The sequence below is a fragment of the Streptomyces sp. NPDC088923 genome, from assembly GCF_044749745.1.
GTDB lineage: Bacteria > Actinomycetota > Actinomycetes > Streptomycetales > Streptomycetaceae > Streptomyces.
Genome location: NZ_JBIVIO010000001.1, coordinates 1,813,896 through 1,830,774, shown reverse-complemented (window position 1 = coordinate 1,830,774; position 16,879 = coordinate 1,813,896). Strand labels below are relative to the sequence as shown.

Genomic DNA, 16,879 nt, shown 5'->3' with positions numbered 1-16,879 from the left:
CCTGCTCACAGGTCGTCCGGCAGGAGGCGGAAGGCTTTGTGCCCTGTCAGGGGCCGGACCATGCGGAAGTGACGATCGCTGGTGAACATGGCATCGGTCCGGTAGGCGGCTGCCAGAGCCACGTTCATCGCGTCCGTCAGCCCGATGCCTTTCCCCCCGTCCGCGTCCGCATACCCCTCCGCGACGGCGATCGCCGCGCTCAAGTGCTGGGCCGCGGGAGGCACTTCGAACCGCCGGGTGGCCGTGTTGCGTTCGATGAACCTGGCCGCGGCCAAAGCCTGGCGGGGGCCGCCCCTCGCCGTGATCAGGTAGTCCAGTTCGGCCAGCACCATGGGCGAGACGATGAGGTGGCTGACGGCGGACAGCGCCTCTTTGTGCGCCTCGTGCCCGGTGAGTTTCGGGTCGAGCAGACGGTAGAGGGCATTGGTGTCGGCGACGGCGACCAGGCTCACGAACCCATCCCCCTGAGCACGTCCTCCATCTCGTCGTCCGTGAGGTCGGGGAGGTCCAGCTCCGGCAGGTCGATGGGGCCCATGGGATCGGTCGGGTACGGGGGGATGTCGTCGTCGGTGATCGGGACGACGCGAGCGACGGCGACCCCGTTCTTCGTGACGACGACCGTCTCACCCCGGGCCGCGGCGGCGAGGATCTGCGAGGACTTCTGGTTGAACTCGCGGGCGGTGGCTTCCATGTAGTACATGTTACTACTCTCCTTCCCTTCTCCCGCCCCCGTCCGCCCGCACCGTGCACGGTGCGGGGCTAGCGTGGACCGCATGGTGAACCAGGGTGGGGCGGGAGAAGTGGCCGGGGGGCTCGGGCCGCTCGCGGCGGAGCTGGGGGTTGAGCTGGTCGAGGTCGACGGGCGGGCTGCCTGCGCCGATGATCTGTTGTGGCGGGCCATGCGGCCCGATGGGCACTTCACCGCCGCGCAGGTACGGGGCGGGAAGGTGCGCGGGGTGGGGGTGCATCTGGAGCGGTTGCGGGACGCGTCGCGGGAGTTGTGGGGGGACGTGCTCGATACGGGTCTCGTGCGGGAGCGGGTGCGGCACGCGCTCGCGTCCTCGCGGGCGCGCGATGCCTCCCTGCGCGTCTACGTGCACCGGCCCGCCGGGGCGCTCTCGCTGATGGTGACCCTCGCCGCGCCGACCGGGGTGGGCGACGAGCCGCTGCGGGTCCGCTCGGTCCCGTACGTACGGCCCTTCCCGCACGTCAAGCACCTCGGCGGCTTCGCCCAGACGCACCACGGGCGGCTCGCCGGGCGGGACGGGTACGACGAGATCCTGCTCACCGGGCCCGGCGGCGAGGTGGCCGAGGGCGGGGTCACGAACGTCCTCTTCTGGGACGGCGGGGAACTCGTGCTGCCCACCGCGCCCGCGCTCGCCGGGACGACGCTCACGCTCCTGGAACAGGGGCTGCCCGCCGCCGGGCTCGCACCCGCGCGGCGGCCGGTGCGCCTCGCGGACCTGGCCGGGTTCCGCTCCGTGTTCCTCGCGAACTCGCGCGGCATCGTCGCCGTCGCCGGGATCGACGGGCACGCCTTCGAGGTGGACCCGGTCCTCCTCGGGCGGCTGCGCGCGGTGTACGAGGCGGTGCCCTGGGAGGAGGTCTGAGTCCCCGCCGCCTGATGGGCCATCACCCGTACGCCCGCGCTGAGCGCGCGGCGGGGGGCGGGGCGGGCTTACCTCGTAGGCGGGGCGCGTTCGGCTTCGCGGCACGCAGAGGTCGCGAGCGGGCCCCCGCGGAAGGAGGACCATGCCCGCCAGGCGTACGCGCAACGGTGCGGTGGCCGCCCTTGTCCTGGCCGGGGGGTGCGCGCTGCCGGCGGTCGCCGCCGCGGCGGAGCCCACCCCGTCCCCCGCCCTGCGGCTGGCACCCGCCGCGGCGGCACCCGGAGCGAAGGTGACCGCGCACGCGGCGGGCTGCCCCGGGCACGCCGCGACCGGTACGGCGCCCGCGCTGCGCTCGGGCGGCTTCGCGCTCAGCGGCGCGGCCGAGGCGCACGACGCGGTGGGCAGCTTCCGCGTGCCGGGCACCGCGACCCCGGGCACGTACGAGGTGGTGGTGCGGTGCGGCACGGGAGGCGCGGAGGCGCGGGCCGATCTGCGGGTGGGACTGAGCGGCGCGTACGGACCCTCCGGGGTCGCGGCGGGACCCTCCGGGGTCGCGGCGGGCAAGGCGGAGACCGGGCACGGGACCCAGCTCGCGGGCGGCCCCGGTCCCCTCGGGCGGGACCCCGTGCGGGTCGCCTGCGGCGTGGGGGTGCTGGCCTTCGCGACGGTCTGCGGAACGTGGCTCCTGCACCGCAGGACGCGGGGCACGGTGTAGCGGACGGTCCCCGAAGCTCCGCGCCCCGGCGCCCGGGGCCCTGAGCCCGGCGGGGCCCCGGCGGCCCGGGGCCCCGTACGCGTCGGCGCGGTCTCCCTGCCCCGAGGCACCCGGCGCCGCGCCCCGTTCGCCTCGCTGTTTGAATGGCGCGGTGATCGAACTGGTGGTGTGCGCGGCAGGGGTGGCCCTCGTCGGTTGGCTCTTCCGCCGGGCGGTGGGGCGGCGTGCGGACGCCGCGGCGCGAGGGGACGCGATCAAGGTGCCCTGCCTGCTCCGGCACCCCGCGCGCCAGGGCCGCTGGCTCCGCGGGCGGCTGGTGATCAGCCCGGCCGAGGTGGTCTGGGAGGCGCGGACCAGGGCCGGTGCGGCTCTGTCGCTGCCGGGCGGGCTGCGGTGGGCCGGGGTGCGCGTCCCCTCGCTGCGCGAGGCGATGAAGGTCAACGGCGGGTCCCGGATCGTCGAGTGCACCGCCCCGGAGGGGACGCTTCTCGTCTCCGTCATGCCGCACGACCTGGAGCACGTGCGCGCGGCCCTGGACACGGGCACCGGGTAGCGGGCCCGAGGGCTCTCAGCCCAGCCACTGGTCGTACGCCAGTTTCGCCACGAGCCCGAGGACGACCACCACGAGCACCGTGCGGACGAATCCGCTGCCCCGCTTGAGGGCCGTGTGCGCGCCCGTCATGCCGCCGATCAGGTTGCACGCCGCGAGCGGGAGGGCGAGGCCCCACAGCACGTTGCCCTGCACGGCGAACGTGACGAGGGCGCCGAGGTTCGTGCACGTGTTGACGATCTTCGCCGTCGCCGAGGCCGAGACGAGGTCGAGGCGCAGCACGGCTGTGAGAGCGAGCACGAGGAACGTCCCCGTACCGGGCCCGAAGAACCCGTCGTACGCACCGATCCCGAGCCCCGCGAGCAGGATCGCGGCGACCACCCGGTTCCGCCCCGGCGCCGGTCCGGCGGCCTGCGTGCCGAACGCGGGCCGCAGCATGACGAAGGCGAGCACCGCGAGCAGCACCACCATGATCATCGGCCGCAGCACGTCGCTGGAGATGCCCGCCGCGAAGAGCGCCCCGATCGTCGAGCCGAGCAGCGCGGCGCCCCCGATCCCCACGGCGATCCGCACGTTGACGGGCGCGCCCTTGCGCACATAGGTGAACGCGGCGCCTCCCGTCCCCACGATCGCGACGGCCTTGTTCGTACCGAGGATGTGCGCGGCCGGTACGTGCGGGACGCCGAGGAGCAGCGCGGGCAGCAGGAGCAGTCCGCCGCCGCCCACGACGGCGTCGATCCAGCCCGCCGCCAGCGCGGCGAGGCACAGCACAAGAACCGTGGTCAGGGGTATGTCGGGCATGAGCATGACCTTATGCGTACGCCTGTACGGGGCACGCACGCCCGTCCCCCGGCGGACGTCCGCCCTCCCCGCGGCGCGACCGCGCGCCCACCCCGGCGGGACGCGTGCGGCTGACGGGGTAGGAGGGGAGCCAGACAGCGGTTCGCCCGGAGCCGCGCAGCGGGACGGACGAACGCGGACACGCGGAAGGGAGCGGCACGATGGCCGCCGGTACAGGAGGAAGCGGGACACCGACGCGGGGGTGGAGTGCGGCCCGTATCCCCGCCCAGGAGGGCAGGACCGCCGTCGTCACGGGGGCCAACAGCGGCATCGGGTACGTCGCCGCCCGCGAACTCGCCCGGCGCGGGGCGCACGTCGTGCTCGCCTGCCGCAGCGAGCGGCGCGGCGCCGACGCGGTCGCGCGGCTGCTCTCCCAGGTGCCGGGGGCGCACGCGGAGTTCTCCAGGCTCGATCTCGGCGACCTGGCCTCGGTACGGGAGTTCGCGGCGCGGCACGTACGGCGGCCTGTGGGGGTGCTGCTCAACAACGCGGGCGTCATGGCGCTCCCGTACGGGCGCACCGCGGACGGCTTCGAGCGGCAGTTCGGCGTCAACCACCTGGGGCACTTCGCCCTCACGGGTCTCCTCCTGCCCGCGCTGCTGCGCGCGCCGGGGAGCCGGGTCGTGACGGTGTCGAGCGGACTGCACGTGCTCGGCAACATCGACCCGCGCGACCTCGACAGCGCGCGCCACTACCGGCGCTGGCTCGCCTACGGCCGCTCCAAGACGGCGAACCTGCTCTTCACGCACGAACTCGCCCGCCGCCTGGACGCGGCCGGGGCGGACACGGTGGCCGCCGCCGCGCACCCCGGTTTCGCGCGCACGAACCTCCACACGGCCGGGGTGCGGGGGGAGGGCCGCAAGACGGCGGAACGGCTCGCCGCGCTCGGCACCCGGCTCCTCGGGCAGCCGGCCGAGGCGGGCGCGCTGCCCTCGCTCTACGCGGCCACCGCGCCCGGGGTCGGCCAGGACTCCTTCACAGGGCCCCGCTTCCTGCTGTGGCGCGGCGCCCCGGCCCCGTCCTGGCGCGCCCCGTGGACACGGGACGACGAGACGGCGCGACGGCTGTGGACGGCGTCGGAGGAGCTGACGGGGGTGCGGTACGCACTGCCGGAGGCGTGAGCCGCACGCGCTCCCCCAAGTTTTGAACACGTTCAAATAAAAGCGCTACGCTCTCCCCGTGAAGATCCTGCTTCCCGGGGGCACCGGGCATGTCGGTCAACTGCTGCGCCACACCTGGCTGCGCGAGGGACACGAGGTCGTCGTGCTGAGCCGACGCCCGCGTCCGTACGGGGACGGGGCGCGCGTCGTGGGCTGGGACGGGCGGAGCGCGGGGGCGTGGACGCGCGAACTGGAGGGCTGCGACGTGGTCGTCAACCTCGCGGGGCGGAGCGTGAGTTGCCGGTACACGCCGGAGAACCTGCGGGCGATGAAGGAGTCGCGGGTCGCCTCGGCGCGCGTGGTGGGCGAGGCGATCGCGGCGGCGCGGCGGCCACCTGCGGTGTGGTTCCAGATGAGTACGGCGACGATCTACGCGCACCGCTTCGACGCCCCGAACGACGAGGCGAGCGGCGTGCTCGGGGGTGCGGAGCCAGGGGTGCCCGCGTACTGGGCGTACAGCGTCGAGATCGCCCGCGCCTGGGAGGCGGCGCAGCGCGAGGTGGAGACGCCGGGGACGCGGAAGGTGGCGCTGCGCGCGGCGATGGTGATGAGTCCCGAGCGCGGCAGCGTCTTCGACGTCCTGTCCCACCTCACCCGCGCGGGCCTCGGTGGCCCGGTCGCGGGCGGGCGCCAGTACGTCTCGTGGATTCACGGCACCGACTTCGTCCGCGCGCTCGACTTCCTGCGCCGCCGCGAGGACCTGACGGGCCCCGTCAACCTCGCGGCCCCGCACCCCCTTCCCCATCGCGAGTTCATGCGCGCCCTCCGTGCGGCGCGCGGCGTGCCTTTCGGTCTCCCCGCGACCCGCGCGATGGCGGAACTCGGCGCCTGGGCGCTGCGCTCCGACACCGAACTGCTCCTCAAGAGCCGTCGCGTCGTCCCCGGCCGCCTGACCGGAGCGGGCTTCGCGTTCCGCCACCCGCGGTGGGCGGAGGCGGCACGCGAGCTGGCGGGGCGGGGGCGCCCGGCCAGCGAGCGGGGGCCCGCGCGCGGCCGCTGAATCGCCCCGCACGGCCGCCGCGTCCCCGCCGGCCGGTCCGTCCTCACGGTGCCTCCTCCCCCAGCACCTCCCTGTCCACCCGTTCCTCCAGTCGCTCCAGGACCTCCGCGCCCGTGCGGAGGAGGCCGAGGCGGTGTGAGGTGCGCAGGTCGGTGTCGAGGCGGTGCCACAGCAGGGGGTTGGCGGTGAGGACGGCGGTCTCGCAGCTCAGGCGGTGGCCGCTCGTGTCGCGCAGGAGGAGGCGCGGGACGAGGCCGCCGGTCTCGGTGAGGGAGACGAGGCGGTCGGTGCGGACCGTGTGGCGGCGAATGAGGCCCCACGTGCGCAGTTCGCCGGGGCGGGCTCCCGTGCGGACGGGGTGCAGGGCCGCGTGGAGGAGGACGGCGAGGCCGAGCCACAGCGCGGCGCGCGGGGCGTCGAGCGAGCCCCGTACCCCGTCGATGAGGAGCGCGAGCATGAGGAGGAGCGCCGCGCAGAGCAGGGCCGTGCCCAGGTCGTGGCGCCAGCGGCGGTCCGTCGTCCAGCGCGCGGCCCCCGTCCGCGGGAAGGCCCACCCGCCGCGCGGTGCCCGCCGGCTCCGTACGGTCCGTCCGCCCCGCGCTCCCCGTACCGCCTTCGTCATCGCGCGTACCCCCTTCCGTCGTTTCCTCGCCGGAGCGTAGGCACCCCGCGCGGCGCCCTGCCCGCGCTCTGACGTGGCGCTTACGCGGAAGGGTGAGGTCTCTACGACGTGTTGACGCGCACCTGACGCAATCTTGACAAAGCGTTCGATCCCTTCTGTCACAATGCTCACGGCACACGCCGGTCGAGAACACTCCCGGTGGAGGTGCCCACGAAGCTAGGGGGGACGCCATCGTGGCGATCCAGACCGTTCTGAAGAAACGAAGAGTGTGGGCCACGGCCGCGACCGCGACGGCGCTCGCGGTGGTGACCGGCGTGCTCGTGACCAACGGGGGTGCCGGAGGCGGCGGTACGGCCCAGGCGGCGAAGCGGCCCGCGCCGCACGCCGTGCGGACCGCGCTGCGCACCCTCGCCGTCGAGGCCGAGGGGGACCAGGCCGCGTCGGGGAAGCGGGACACCGGGCCGTTCAGTCTGCTGGGCCTGTCGTGGACCAAGCCGGCCGCCGAACTGCCGGGCACGGTACGGGTCCGGGCGCGCGCCGCCGGGACCGGGAGCTGGGGCGCCTGGCAGAGCCTGGGCACCGAGGGCGACGGCACGGGGCAGCCCGAGAGCACGCGCGGCGCGACGGAGCCCTTGTGGGTCGGCCCCTCGGACGGCGTGCAGGTCGACGTCGACGGGCACGGCTCGGCGCTTCCCGCCGGGCTGCGGCTCGAACTCGTCGACCCGGGCAAGTCGCCCGCCCCGGACCCGGCGTCGGACGCCGGCCCGGCGGCTTTCGTCGCGGACGAGGAGCCCGCGGAGGGGACCGCCGCCGAGGAGGGGACCGCCGGCACGGGAGCGGCGTCCTCCCCCGCCTCCGCCGAGAGCACCCCGGACGGCGCGACGAGCCAGGCGGCCGAGAGCCCCACGCCCGGCGCCTCGGCCCCGGTCGCGCCCTCGGCCCCCGCCTCGCCGACGGCCCCCGCCTCGCCCTCCGCGCCCGCCAAGCCGACGGCGACGACGCCGGCCGTGGGCGCCCCGGCCACCCCGCCGCCCACGGCACCCCCGTCCACGGCCCCGCGCCCGCCGATCGTGACGCGCGCGCAGTGGGGCGCCGACGAGTCGATGGACGACGAGGCCCCCGAGTACGGCACCAAGGTGGCGGCGGTCTTCGTCCACCACACGGTCGACGCCAACTCGTACTCGTGCGCCCAGTCCCCCGCCATGGTGCGCGCCATCCGCACGTACCACATCAAGACGAACGGCTGGAAGGACGTCGGGTACCACTTCCTCGTCGACAAGTGCGGCACGATCTTCGAGGGCCGCAAGGGCGGTGTGGACCTGCCGGTGATCGGCGCGCACACGTACGGCTTCAACACCGACACGACCGGCATCGCCGTCCTCGGCGACTACAACGAGGCGGCGCCGTCCTCGGCCGCGAAGACGGCGATCGCGCGGATCGCCGCGTGGAAGCTCGGGCAGTACAAGGAGGACCCGACCGGCAAGGTCGGGCTGGTCGCCGGGGCCGACGGCTCCGGGACAGGGGGCAAGTTCAAGAAGGGGCAGACGGTCACCCTCAACCGGATCTCGGGTCACCGCGACGGTTACGCGACCGAGTGCCCCGGTACGCGGCTCTACGCCGCGCTCCCCGAGATCCGCACCCTCGCGGGCGGCTCCGTCGCCGGGCTGAGGATCACCGGCTTCACCGGGGCGGGCGTCTCGGGCACGAAGGCGTGGACGAAGGGCCCGGCGACCGTGCGCTGGTCGGCCACGACGCCGAGCACGCTGGTGAACCGCTACGAGGTGCTCGTCGACGGCAAGGTCGCCGTCACCGCGAAGGCCACCGCGACCTCGGCGGCGCTGACCTTCGCCTCCGGCACGCACACGGTCGCGGTGCGCGGGGTGCACGTCTCCGGCAAGGCGAGCACGACGGCGACCACGACGGTCGTGGTCGACAAGACGGCGCCCTCCTTCACCACCAAGCCCTCGACCGCGCTGCGCACGGGCACGGTGGGCAGTACGTCCGTGCCGGTCGCCCTCAAGTGGGCGGCGACGGACGCGGCGGCGCTCAAGGAGGTCCGCCTCACGAAGCCGTCCGCCGCGACCTACGGGCCCACGACGAGGAGCGCCTCGCTCACCGCGAAGCCCGCCGCCACCACGACGTGGTCGCTGACCGCGTACGACCAGGCGGGCAACACCGCCTCGGCGAGCACCACTTCGGCCCCGGCGATCCTCCAGGAGAGCAGCGGCAAGAAGACGGGGAAGTGGACGACGAAGTCCTCGTCCAGCTACCTCGGCGGCAAGTCGTACAGCTCGTCGGCGAAGAACGCCTCGCTCACCTACACCTTCACCGGGCGCGGGGCCTCGCTCGTCTTCTCGCGCGCCTCGACCTCGGGGCAGGTCTACGTGTACGTGGACGGTGCGAAGAAGGCGACGGTCGACCTGAGATCGAGCACGACCAAGTACCGCGACGCGCAGTGGACCACGGCCTGGTCCACGAGCGGCAAGCACACCGTGAAGGTGGTCGTGATGGCGACGAAGGGCCGACCGACGATCACGACGGACGGCCTCGTGTACCTGAAGTGAGGTACGGGGCCGTCCGGTTCGCGCACCGGGCGGCCCCGTACGCGCACGACGTGACGCCTTGGACGGGGCAGGCGCGGACGGCGTGACGCCTTGCACGGGGCACGCGCGGACGGCGAAGGAGCGGCACCCCCGCACAGGGTGCCGCTCCTTCGTGCTCCGGGTGCCTCCCGTGCCCCGCCCCGGTGAGGGTGGGACGGGCGGAGACGGGGGCGGCCCGGGGCGGGGACCCCGAAGGGGTGGTCCGCGGGGGGTGGGTCAGGCCGTCGTGTCGGACTCCGGCTTCGCCGCGGCGCGGGCCGCCTCCAGGCGGGCGACCGGGATGCGGAACGGCGAGCAGGACACGTAGTCGAGGCCGACCTCGTGGAAGAAGTGGACCGACTCCGGGTCGCCGCCGTGCTCGCCGCAGACGCCGAGCTTGAGGTCGGGGCGGGTCGCGCGGCCCGCGCGCGCCGCGTCCGCGACGAGCTTGCCGACGCCGTCGCGGTCGATGGTCTCGAAGGGCGAGACGCCGAAGATGCCCTTCTCCAGGTACGCGGTGAAGAAGCTCGCCTCGACGTCGTCGCGCGAGAAGCCCCAGACCGTCTGCGTGAGGTCATTGGTGCCGAAGGAGAAGAACTGCGCGGCCTCCGCGATCTGGCCGGCGGTGAGCGCGGCGCGCGGCAACTCGATCATCGTGCCGAGCGAGATCCCGAGGTCGGTGCCCTGCGCGGACTCGATCGAGGCGATGACCTCCTCGGCCTCCTCGCGGACGAGTTCCAGCTCCTGCACCGTGCCGACGAGCGGGATCATGATCTCGCCGCGCGGGTCGCCGCCGTTCTCGCGGCGGTGCGCGGCGGCCTCCGCGATGGCCCGTACCTGCATCGTGAACAGGCCGGGGATGACGAGGCCGAGGCGCACGCCGCGCAGGCCGAGCATCGGGTTCTGCTCGTGGAGGCGGTGGACGGCCTGGAGGAGACGCAGGTCGTTCTCGTTGGCGTCCTTCCGCGATTCGGCGAGCGCGACCCGTACCGACAACTCCGTGATGTCCGGCAGGAATTCGTGCAGCGGCGGGTCCAGGAGGCGGACGGTGACGGGGAGCCCGTCCATCGCCTCGAACAGCTCGATGAAGTCCTGCTTCTGGAGCGGCAGCAGTTCCTCAAGCGCCTCCTCGCGCTCCTTGTCGGTGTCGGCGAGGATCAACGACTCGACGAGGGTGCGGCGTTCGCCGAGGAACATGTGCTCGGTGCGGCACAGGCCGATGCCCTGGGCGCCGAAGCGGCGGGCGCGCAGCGCGTCGGCGGCGTTGTCGGCGTTGGCGCGCACGCGCAGGCGGCGGGTGCGGTCGGCGTAGGCCATGATCCGGTGGACGGCGGCGACGAGTTCGTCCGCCTCGTCGGCGCCCGCGTGCATCCGGCCCTCGAAGTACTCGACGACCGGCGAGGGTACGACGGGTACCTCGCCCAGGTAGACGCGGCCGGTCGAGCCGTCGATCGAGACGAGGTCGCCCTCCTCGACGACGGTGCCCCCGCTCGTCGTGAGGCGGCGCCGCTTGGTGTCCACCTCCAGTTCCTCGGCGCCGCAGACGCAGGTCTTGCCCATGCCGCGCGCGACAACGGCGGCGTGCGAGGTCTTGCCGCCGCGCGAGGTGAGGATGCCTTCGGCGGCGATCATGCCGTCGAGGTCGTCGGGGTTGGTCTCGCGGCGGATGAGGATGACCTTCTCGCCCGAGCGGGACCACTTGACGGCGGTGTACGAGTCGAAGACGGCCTTGCCGACGGCCGCGCCGGGCGAGGCGGCGATGCCGCGCGCGACCGCCTCGGCGTTCGACTTCTCGTCGAAGCGCGGGAACATGAGCTGCGCGAGCTGGTTGCCGTTGACGCGCTGGAGGGCCTCGGCCTCGGTGATGAGTCCCTGGTCGACGAGCTGGGTCGCGATGCGGAAGGCGGCCGCGGCCGTGCGCTTGCCGACGCGGGTCTGGAGCATCCACAGCTTGCCGCGCTCGATCGTGAACTCGATGTCGCACAGGTCCCTGTAGTGGTTCTCCAGGGTCTCCATGATGCGCATCAGCTCGTCGTACGAGGGCTTGTCGATGCCTTCGAGGTCGGCGAGCGGCACGGTGTTGCGGATGCCCGCGACGACGTCCTCGCCCTGCGCGTTCTGCAAGTAGTCGCCGTAGACGCCCTGGTGGCCGCTGGCGGGGTCGCGCGTGAAGGCGACGCCGGTGCCGGAGTCGGGGCCGAGGTTGCCGAAGACCATGGAGCAGACGTTGACGGCCGTGCCGAGGTCGTGCGGGATGCGCTCCTGGCGGCGGTAGAGCTTGGCGCGCTCGGTGTTCCACGAGTCGAAGACGGCGTGGATGGCCAGGTCCATCTGCTCGCGCGGGTCCTGCGGGAAGGCGCGCCCCGCCTCGCGTTCGACGAGCTTCTTGTAGCTCTTGACGAGCTTCTTGAGGTCGGCGGCGTCGAGGTCGACGTCGGTCGCGGCCTTCTTCGCCTTCTTCGCCGACTCCAGGGCTTCTTCGAAGAGTTCGCCGTCGACGCCGAGGACGGTCTTGCCGAACATCTGGATCAGGCGGCGGTAGGAGTCCCAGGCGAAGCGCTCGTCGCCGGCCTGCGCGGCGAGCCCTGCCACGGAGGCGTCCGAGAGGCCGATGTTCAGGACGGTGTCCATCATCCCGGGCATCGAGAACTTGGCGCCGGAGCGGACGGAGACGAGCAGCGGGTCGTCGGCCTGGCCGAGCCTCTTGCCCATCGCCCTCTCCAGCGCGTCGAGGTGCGCACCGACCTCGTCGCGCAGGGCCGCGGGCTCCTTGCCGCTCTCCAGGTACGTCTTGCACGCCTCGGTGGTGATGGTGAATCCGGGCGGGACGGGCAGGCCCAGGTTCGTCATCTCGGCGAGGTTCGCGCCCTTGCCGCCGAGGAGGTCCTTCAGGTGACGGTTGCCCTCGGTGAAGTCGTAGACGAATTTCGGCGTCTCCCGCGCCTCGCGCGGCGTCTCGGGAGCGGACGCGACGGACGTGCCCGCACCGGCACGGCCTGCGGCCTCGGGGTGCTGCTGCTTTGTGGTCGACACGGGACTGACTCCTCGCGGCTGACTGCCCTGACGGCGAGGAACATACCCAGATCCAAGGTGATCCGGCACCTGGACCTGGGGGTCGTGCGGGCACAACGCGCCGCCCGCCAGGAGATCGAAAGCGGCCCGGGAGGCGGGAACGGAACGGCACGCGCTTCAAGCCCTGAAAACGGAAGATACCGCTCCGGTAAAATCCGCTCATACGAGCAGGGGTTGTCGTCATTTGCGTTCAGTTCCTGAAGCCAGGCGAGATGGCACGGGGTGCCATTCTTCGGGAGCCGAAAACCCGCCCGGAGCGCTCATCTGAGTTAAACCGCTCTCAGACGTGGCGCGAATCACGCGGAACCCTTGACCCGGAGGACCACAATGCGGACGCGCGTACGAGCTTGAGGTTCGGCCGAACGGGTGAGGGAGGGCGGGCCGGGCCGCGAACGACATCGAGTGCCGGGAGACCGGTCCGGGACTGCTCCGCAGGCGTCGTTGGTCACGGAGAGTCGCACAACGCGGGTCGAGTGGCGGGACGGGGCCGGGGCGCGGAGGCTGGAGCGGTGGCAGAGGTCCCGCTCCCCGAGGAGCGGTGGTCACGATCCGCTCCCCGGAGGAGCGGTGGCGAAGGTCCGCTCCCCCGGAGGTACGCGTGATGGCGGTTGCCCCTCCCCTCCCCCCAGGGCTCCACGGCCTGTGGACGCTGCCCGGCGTGTACGCGCCGCAGGCCGATACGCACCTGCTCGCACGAGCCCTCGGCACCGAGCCGATCGGCCCGGACACCCACGTACTCGACCTGTGCACCGGCAGCGGGGCGCTCGCCCTGCTCGCCGCGCGGCGCGGCGCGCGGGTCTGCGCGACGGACCTGTCCTGGCGGGCGGTGGTCTCCGCGCGGATCAACGCGGCACGGGCCGGGCAGCGGGTGCGGGTGCTGCGCGGGGACCTCTCGGGACCGGTACGGGGACAGCGCTTCGATCTCGTCGTGAGCAACCCGCCCTACGTACCCGACCCGGCCGCCCGTGCGGGCCTGCGGCGCGGCAGGAGCCACGCGGCCTCCCTGGCCTGGGACGCGGGCCCCGGCGGGCGGCACCTCGTCGACCGGGTCTGCGCCCACGCCGGAGACGTCCTGACGCCGCGCGGGGTGCTGCTGCTCGTGCACTCCGCGATGTGCCGGGCCGAGGAGACCCTCCGGCGGCTCGGCGAGGCGGGGCTGCGGGCGGAGGTCGCCGAGCGGTGCGAGGTGCCCTTCGGCCCGGTGACCCGCGCCCGGCTCGCCTGGCTGCGCGCGGAAGGGCTGCTGGAGGCGGAGGCGAGGACCGAGGAACTGGTGGTGATCCGTGCCGAACGCGCCTGAACACCCGCGCCGGAACGGGACCGAGCGGCCCCGCCGCGTCGTGGTGGACCGTGAGGGACCGCTGCTGATCGAAGGCCCGGTGGAAGTGGTCGCCGAGGACGGCACGGTGTCGGTCTCGGACCGCTTCGTCGTCGCGGTCTGCACCTGCCGCCGCAGCCGTACGTATCCCTGGTGCGACACGAGCCACCGCGGCCACCGCCGCCGGGCGCGCCCGCAGAGCCCGCAGAGCCCGCCGCGCGAACGGGAAGGAGGCGGCGCATGACGGCGACCACCGACCGCGCCCCCCACACGGGCCCCGCACTCGCCGCCGCCCGCGGCCCCCTCTCCGCCCGGGTCCGCGCCGCGCTGACCGCGCCCGCGGTCCCGGTCGTGGACACGGCGGGGACGGCGACGGCGGACCCGTACGGCGAGGACCTGCACCTCGCGCTCCACACGCTGTACGAGTTGCACTACCGGGGCTTCGCCGGGGTGCCCGAGGACCACGAGTGGCACCCCGCGCTGATGCCGCTGCGGCGCGCGCTGGAGGAGCGCTTCCTCGGGGCGCTGCGGGCCGACGTGCCCGGCGGCCGGGACGTCGGCGAGGTCTTCGACGGGCTGCTGGTGGAGCCCGCCGACCACACCGGGAGCGTCGCGTACCACCTCGAACACGAGGGCACGGCGGAGCAGCTGCGCGAGTACGCGGTCCTGCGCTCGCTCTACCACCTCAAGGAGGCCGACCCGCACCTGTGGGTGATCCCCCGGCTGACCGGCCGGGCCAAGGCCGGGATGGTCGCGATCCAGTACGACGAATACGGGGCCGGGCGGGCCGAGGGCATGCACGCGCGGCTCTTCGCGGACCTCATGGCGGACCTCGGCCTTGAGACGCGGTACGGGCACTACGTGGACGCGGCCCCCGCCCCCGCGCTCGCCGTCGTCAACATGATGACGCTCTTCGGGCTGCGCCGTTCGCTGCGCGCCGCGCTCGTCGGCCACTTCGCCGCCGTCGAGGTCACGTCCTCGCCCGGCTCCCGCCGCCTCGCCGCCGCGATGCGCCGCACCGGGGCGGGGCCCGCCGCCGAACACTTCTACGCCGAGCACGTCGAGGCGGACGCGGTGCACGAACAGGTCGTACGGCGCGAGGTGATCGGCGGCCTCCTCGCGGAGGAGCCGGATCTCGCGGCGGACGTCGCCTTCGGCGCGGAGGCGACGGACCTCCTGGAGGACCACCTCGCGTCGCACCTGCTGGGGGCGTGGCGGGAGGGCCGGTCGGCGCTCAGGGACACCCCGGGCGCGCGCTGACGCACCGTACGGGGACAGGCGGCGGAACCCATACGAGGGGAGACCTCATGGCGGTCCGGCACAAACTGATCGAGCGCCCCAGGGCCGAGGTGTGGGCGGTCCTCGCGGACGCCGCGCGCTACGGCGACTGGGTCGTGGGCACCGACAGGTCCTGGTCCCAGGAGGGGCACTGGCCCGAGGAGGGCGCGAGCATCGGGTACACGGTGCGGCTCTGCGGCCGGACGCTGTCCGGGCACACCTCCGTACGGCGCTGCGAGGCGCCCGCGATCCTGGAACTCGAAGTCGACAGCGGCCGGCTCGGGACCGCCCGTATCGCGCTCGACGTGCGGGAATGGGGCGCGGACACCCTCGTCGTCCTCGACGAGCACCCCCTGCGCGGGCCCGCCGGGCTCCTGCACAACCCGCTGGCGGACGCGCTGAGCCAGGTGCGCAACCGCCTCATGCTGTCGCGCCTCGCGAAGACGGTGGCGGCGGGTCCCCCGCGCACGGAGGGGGCCGGCTGATGGCGGACGCGGTGGTGATCGGCGCGGGCCCCAACGGGCTCGTCGCGGCGAACGTGCTCGCGGACGCCGGGTGGGGCGTGGAAGTCCTGGAGGCGAACGCGGAGCCGGGCGGCGCCGTCCGCTCGGACCGCGGCGTCGACCCCGCCTTCGTCTCCGACCTCGGCAGCTCCTTCTACCCGCTGGCCGCCGCCTCGCCCGTCCTCGCCGGTCTCGGCCTGGAGCGGTACGGGCTGCGCTGGAGCCACGCGCCGCGCGTGCTCGCGCACCCCTTCGCCGACGGGAGCTGCGCCGTCCTGGAGCGACGGCCCGAGGACACCGCGGCGGCCATGGAGGCGGCGGCCCCGGGCGACGGCGAGGCGTGGCTCGGCCTGTACCGGACGTGGGAGCGGGTCGGGCCCGGTCTCGTCCGCGCGCTGTTCACGCCGTTCCCGCCGGTGCGCGAGGGTTTGCGGCTCGCGCGGCTGGTGCGGGCGGGTGGGGGGCTCAGGCTCGCGCGCTCGCTCGTGCTGCCGGTGCGGCGGCTCGGTGAGGAGGAGTTCCGGGGCGCGGCGGGCAGAGTGCTGCTCGCGGGCAACGCGCTGCACGCCGATCTCGCCCCCGAGGCGGCGGGCAGCGGCGGGTACGGCTGGCTCATGTCGATGCTGGGCCAGACCTACGGCTTCCCGGTCCCGGTCGGCGGGGCGGGCGCGCTCACGGCCGCGCTGGTGCGGCGACTGGAGGCGCGCGGCGGGGTGGTGCGCTGCGGGGAACGGGTGACACGGGTGCTCGTGCGCGCAGGACGCGCGGCCGGGGTGCGGACGGCGGGCGGCGAGACGGTGGCCGCCGGGCGTGCGGTGCTCGCGGACGTGGCGGCGCCCGCGCTGTACGGCGAGCTGGTCGACGCGGCGGACCTGCCGGGCCGGGTGCACGCCGACCTGGCGACCTTCCAGTGGGACTTCGCGACCTTCAAGGTCGACTGGGCGCTCGACGGGCCCGTGCCGTGGACCGCGGGGGAGGCGGCCGCGGGCGCGGGCACGGTGCACCTCGCGGACGGCGTGGACGGTCTCACGCGCTTCGCCGCGCAGCTCGCCATGGGCCGCGTACCCGATCGCCCCTTCCTCCTCTTCGGGCAGATGACCACCGCCGATCCCTCCCGCTCCCCCGCCGGTACGCAGTCGGCCTGGGCCTATACGCACGTGCCGCACACGGTGAAGGGCGGCGCGGGCGGGGCGGGCCTGGACGGCCGGTGGACGCCGGGGCAGGGCGAGGAGATGGCCGACCGGATCGAGCGCGAGGTGGAGCGCTGGGCGCCCGGCTTCCGCGCGCGGGTCAGGGCCCGCCGCGTCCTCGCGCCGCCGACGCTCCAGGCGCTCGACGCGAATCTGCGGGGCGGCGCGATCAACGGCGGTACGGCGGCGCTCCACCAGGAACTCTTCTTCCGCCCGCTGCCGGGCAGCGGGCGCCCCGAGACACCGGTCAAGGGCCTGTACCTCGCCTCGGCCTCGGCACACCCTGGCGGCGGCGTCCACGGCGCCCCCGGGGCGAACGCGGCCCGCGCGGCGGTACGGGGCGGCTTCCCCCCGAGAACGCTGAGCCGCCTCCAACGGCACCTGGCCCGGCGGAACCGGGAGGGGGCGCGGGAGGCGGAGGGGGAGTGAGGGGCGGGGG

16 protein-coding genes are annotated in these 16,879 nt (G+C 74.4%); 11 read left to right on the top strand and 5 right to left on the bottom strand.

The window, feature by feature from the left end; genetic code table 11:
- Window positions 1-5 precede the first annotated feature (5 nt).
- Window positions 6-452, bottom strand: coding sequence for a PIN domain-containing protein (locus ACIP4O_RS08270; protein WP_401572900.1), 447 nt, complete (start codon window positions 450-452; stop codon window positions 6-8).
- Window positions 449-700, bottom strand: a complete 252-nt coding sequence (locus ACIP4O_RS08265; RefSeq protein WP_401572898.1) for a type II toxin-antitoxin system Phd/YefM family antitoxin — start codon at window positions 698-700, stop codon at window positions 449-451. The genes ACIP4O_RS08270 and ACIP4O_RS08265 overlap by 4 nt, the downstream gene beginning before the upstream one ends.
- A gap of 73 nt (window positions 701-773) precedes the next feature.
- Between ACIP4O_RS08265 and ACIP4O_RS08260 the strand changes: the two genes are divergently transcribed.
- The 3 genes from ACIP4O_RS08260 (at window position 774) to ACIP4O_RS08250 (ending at window position 2,878) form a co-directional block, all read left to right on the top strand.
- Entirely contained in the window at window positions 774-1,610 is an 837-nt protein-coding gene (locus ACIP4O_RS08260) for an aminotransferase class IV (protein ID WP_401572896.1), read from the top strand.
- A gap of 142 nt (window positions 1,611-1,752) precedes the next feature.
- Window positions 1,753-2,325, top strand: a complete 573-nt coding sequence (locus ACIP4O_RS08255; protein ID WP_401572894.1) for a hypothetical protein — start codon at window positions 1,753-1,755, stop codon at window positions 2,323-2,325.
- A 151-nt stretch (window positions 2,326-2,476) separates the two neighbouring features.
- Window positions 2,477-2,878: a hypothetical protein gene (locus tag ACIP4O_RS08250; RefSeq protein WP_401572892.1), complete on the top strand. Its 402-nt coding sequence runs from the start codon at window positions 2,477-2,479 to the stop codon at window positions 2,876-2,878.
- Between the two features lie 15 nt (window positions 2,879-2,893).
- Here the strand turns inward: ACIP4O_RS08250 and ACIP4O_RS08245 are convergent, their stop codons facing one another.
- Complete coding sequence (locus ACIP4O_RS08245) at window positions 2,894-3,676, bottom strand: sulfite exporter TauE/SafE family protein (protein WP_401572890.1); 783 nt, start codon at window positions 3,674-3,676, stop codon at window positions 2,894-2,896.
- A gap of 200 nt (window positions 3,677-3,876) precedes the next feature.
- On the opposite strand from ACIP4O_RS08245, the gene ACIP4O_RS08240 reads away from it, so the two are divergent.
- Together ACIP4O_RS08240 and ACIP4O_RS08235 are read left to right on the top strand one after the other, a co-directional pair.
- A complete protein-coding gene (locus ACIP4O_RS08240) occupies window positions 3,877-4,836 on the top strand; it encodes an oxidoreductase (protein ID WP_401572888.1) in 960 nt (319 codons plus the stop codon).
- Between the two features lie 58 nt (window positions 4,837-4,894).
- A complete protein-coding gene (locus ACIP4O_RS08235; RefSeq protein WP_401572886.1) occupies window positions 4,895-5,875 on the top strand; it encodes an epimerase in 981 nt (326 codons plus the stop codon).
- A 43-nt stretch (window positions 5,876-5,918) separates the two neighbouring features.
- Here the strand turns inward: ACIP4O_RS08235 and ACIP4O_RS08230 are convergent, their stop codons facing one another.
- On the bottom strand, window positions 5,919-6,497 hold the full coding sequence (locus ACIP4O_RS08230) for a translation initiation factor IF-2 (RefSeq protein ID WP_401572884.1): 579 nt from the start codon (window positions 6,495-6,497) through the stop codon (window positions 5,919-5,921).
- A 266-nt stretch (window positions 6,498-6,763) separates the two neighbouring features.
- Between ACIP4O_RS08230 and ACIP4O_RS08225 the strand changes: the two genes are divergently transcribed.
- Window positions 6,764-9,061, top strand: a complete 2,298-nt coding sequence (locus tag ACIP4O_RS08225; protein ID WP_401573891.1) for an N-acetylmuramoyl-L-alanine amidase — start codon at window positions 6,764-6,766, stop codon at window positions 9,059-9,061.
- A gap of 255 nt (window positions 9,062-9,316) precedes the next feature.
- Here the strand turns inward: ACIP4O_RS08225 and ppdK are convergent, their stop codons facing one another.
- The gene (gene ppdK / locus ACIP4O_RS08220) at window positions 9,317-12,112 is read right to left on the bottom strand and encodes a pyruvate, phosphate dikinase (protein WP_401572882.1); all 2,796 of its coding nucleotides are present in this window, start codon (window positions 12,110-12,112) and stop codon (window positions 9,317-9,319) included.
- Between the two features lie 640 nt (window positions 12,113-12,752).
- Between ppdK and ACIP4O_RS08215 the strand changes: the two genes are divergently transcribed.
- The 5 genes from ACIP4O_RS08215 to ACIP4O_RS08195 are packed head-to-tail and all read left to right on the top strand — an operon-like array spanning window position 12,753 to window position 16,869.
- Complete coding sequence (locus tag ACIP4O_RS08215) at window positions 12,753-13,451, top strand: HemK2/MTQ2 family protein methyltransferase (protein ID WP_401572880.1); 699 nt, start codon at window positions 12,753-12,755, stop codon at window positions 13,449-13,451.
- Entirely contained in the window at window positions 13,435-13,713 is a 279-nt protein-coding gene (locus ACIP4O_RS08210; RefSeq protein ID WP_401572878.1) for a CDGSH iron-sulfur domain-containing protein, read from the top strand. Before ACIP4O_RS08215 ends, ACIP4O_RS08210 begins: the two co-directional genes overlap by 17 nt.
- Entirely contained in the window at window positions 13,710-14,729 is a 1,020-nt protein-coding gene (locus ACIP4O_RS08205; protein WP_401572876.1) for an iron-containing redox enzyme family protein, read from the top strand. The genes ACIP4O_RS08210 and ACIP4O_RS08205 overlap by 4 nt, the downstream gene beginning before the upstream one ends.
- Window positions 14,730-14,776: 47 nt before the next feature.
- A complete protein-coding gene (locus ACIP4O_RS08200) occupies window positions 14,777-15,232 on the top strand; it encodes an SRPBCC family protein (RefSeq protein ID WP_401572874.1) in 456 nt (151 codons plus the stop codon).
- Window positions 15,232-16,869, top strand: a complete 1,638-nt coding sequence (locus tag ACIP4O_RS08195) for a phytoene desaturase family protein (protein ID WP_401572872.1) — start codon at window positions 15,232-15,234, stop codon at window positions 16,867-16,869. Before ACIP4O_RS08200 ends, ACIP4O_RS08195 begins: the two co-directional genes overlap by 1 nt.
- Window positions 16,870-16,879: the final 10 nt, after the last annotated feature.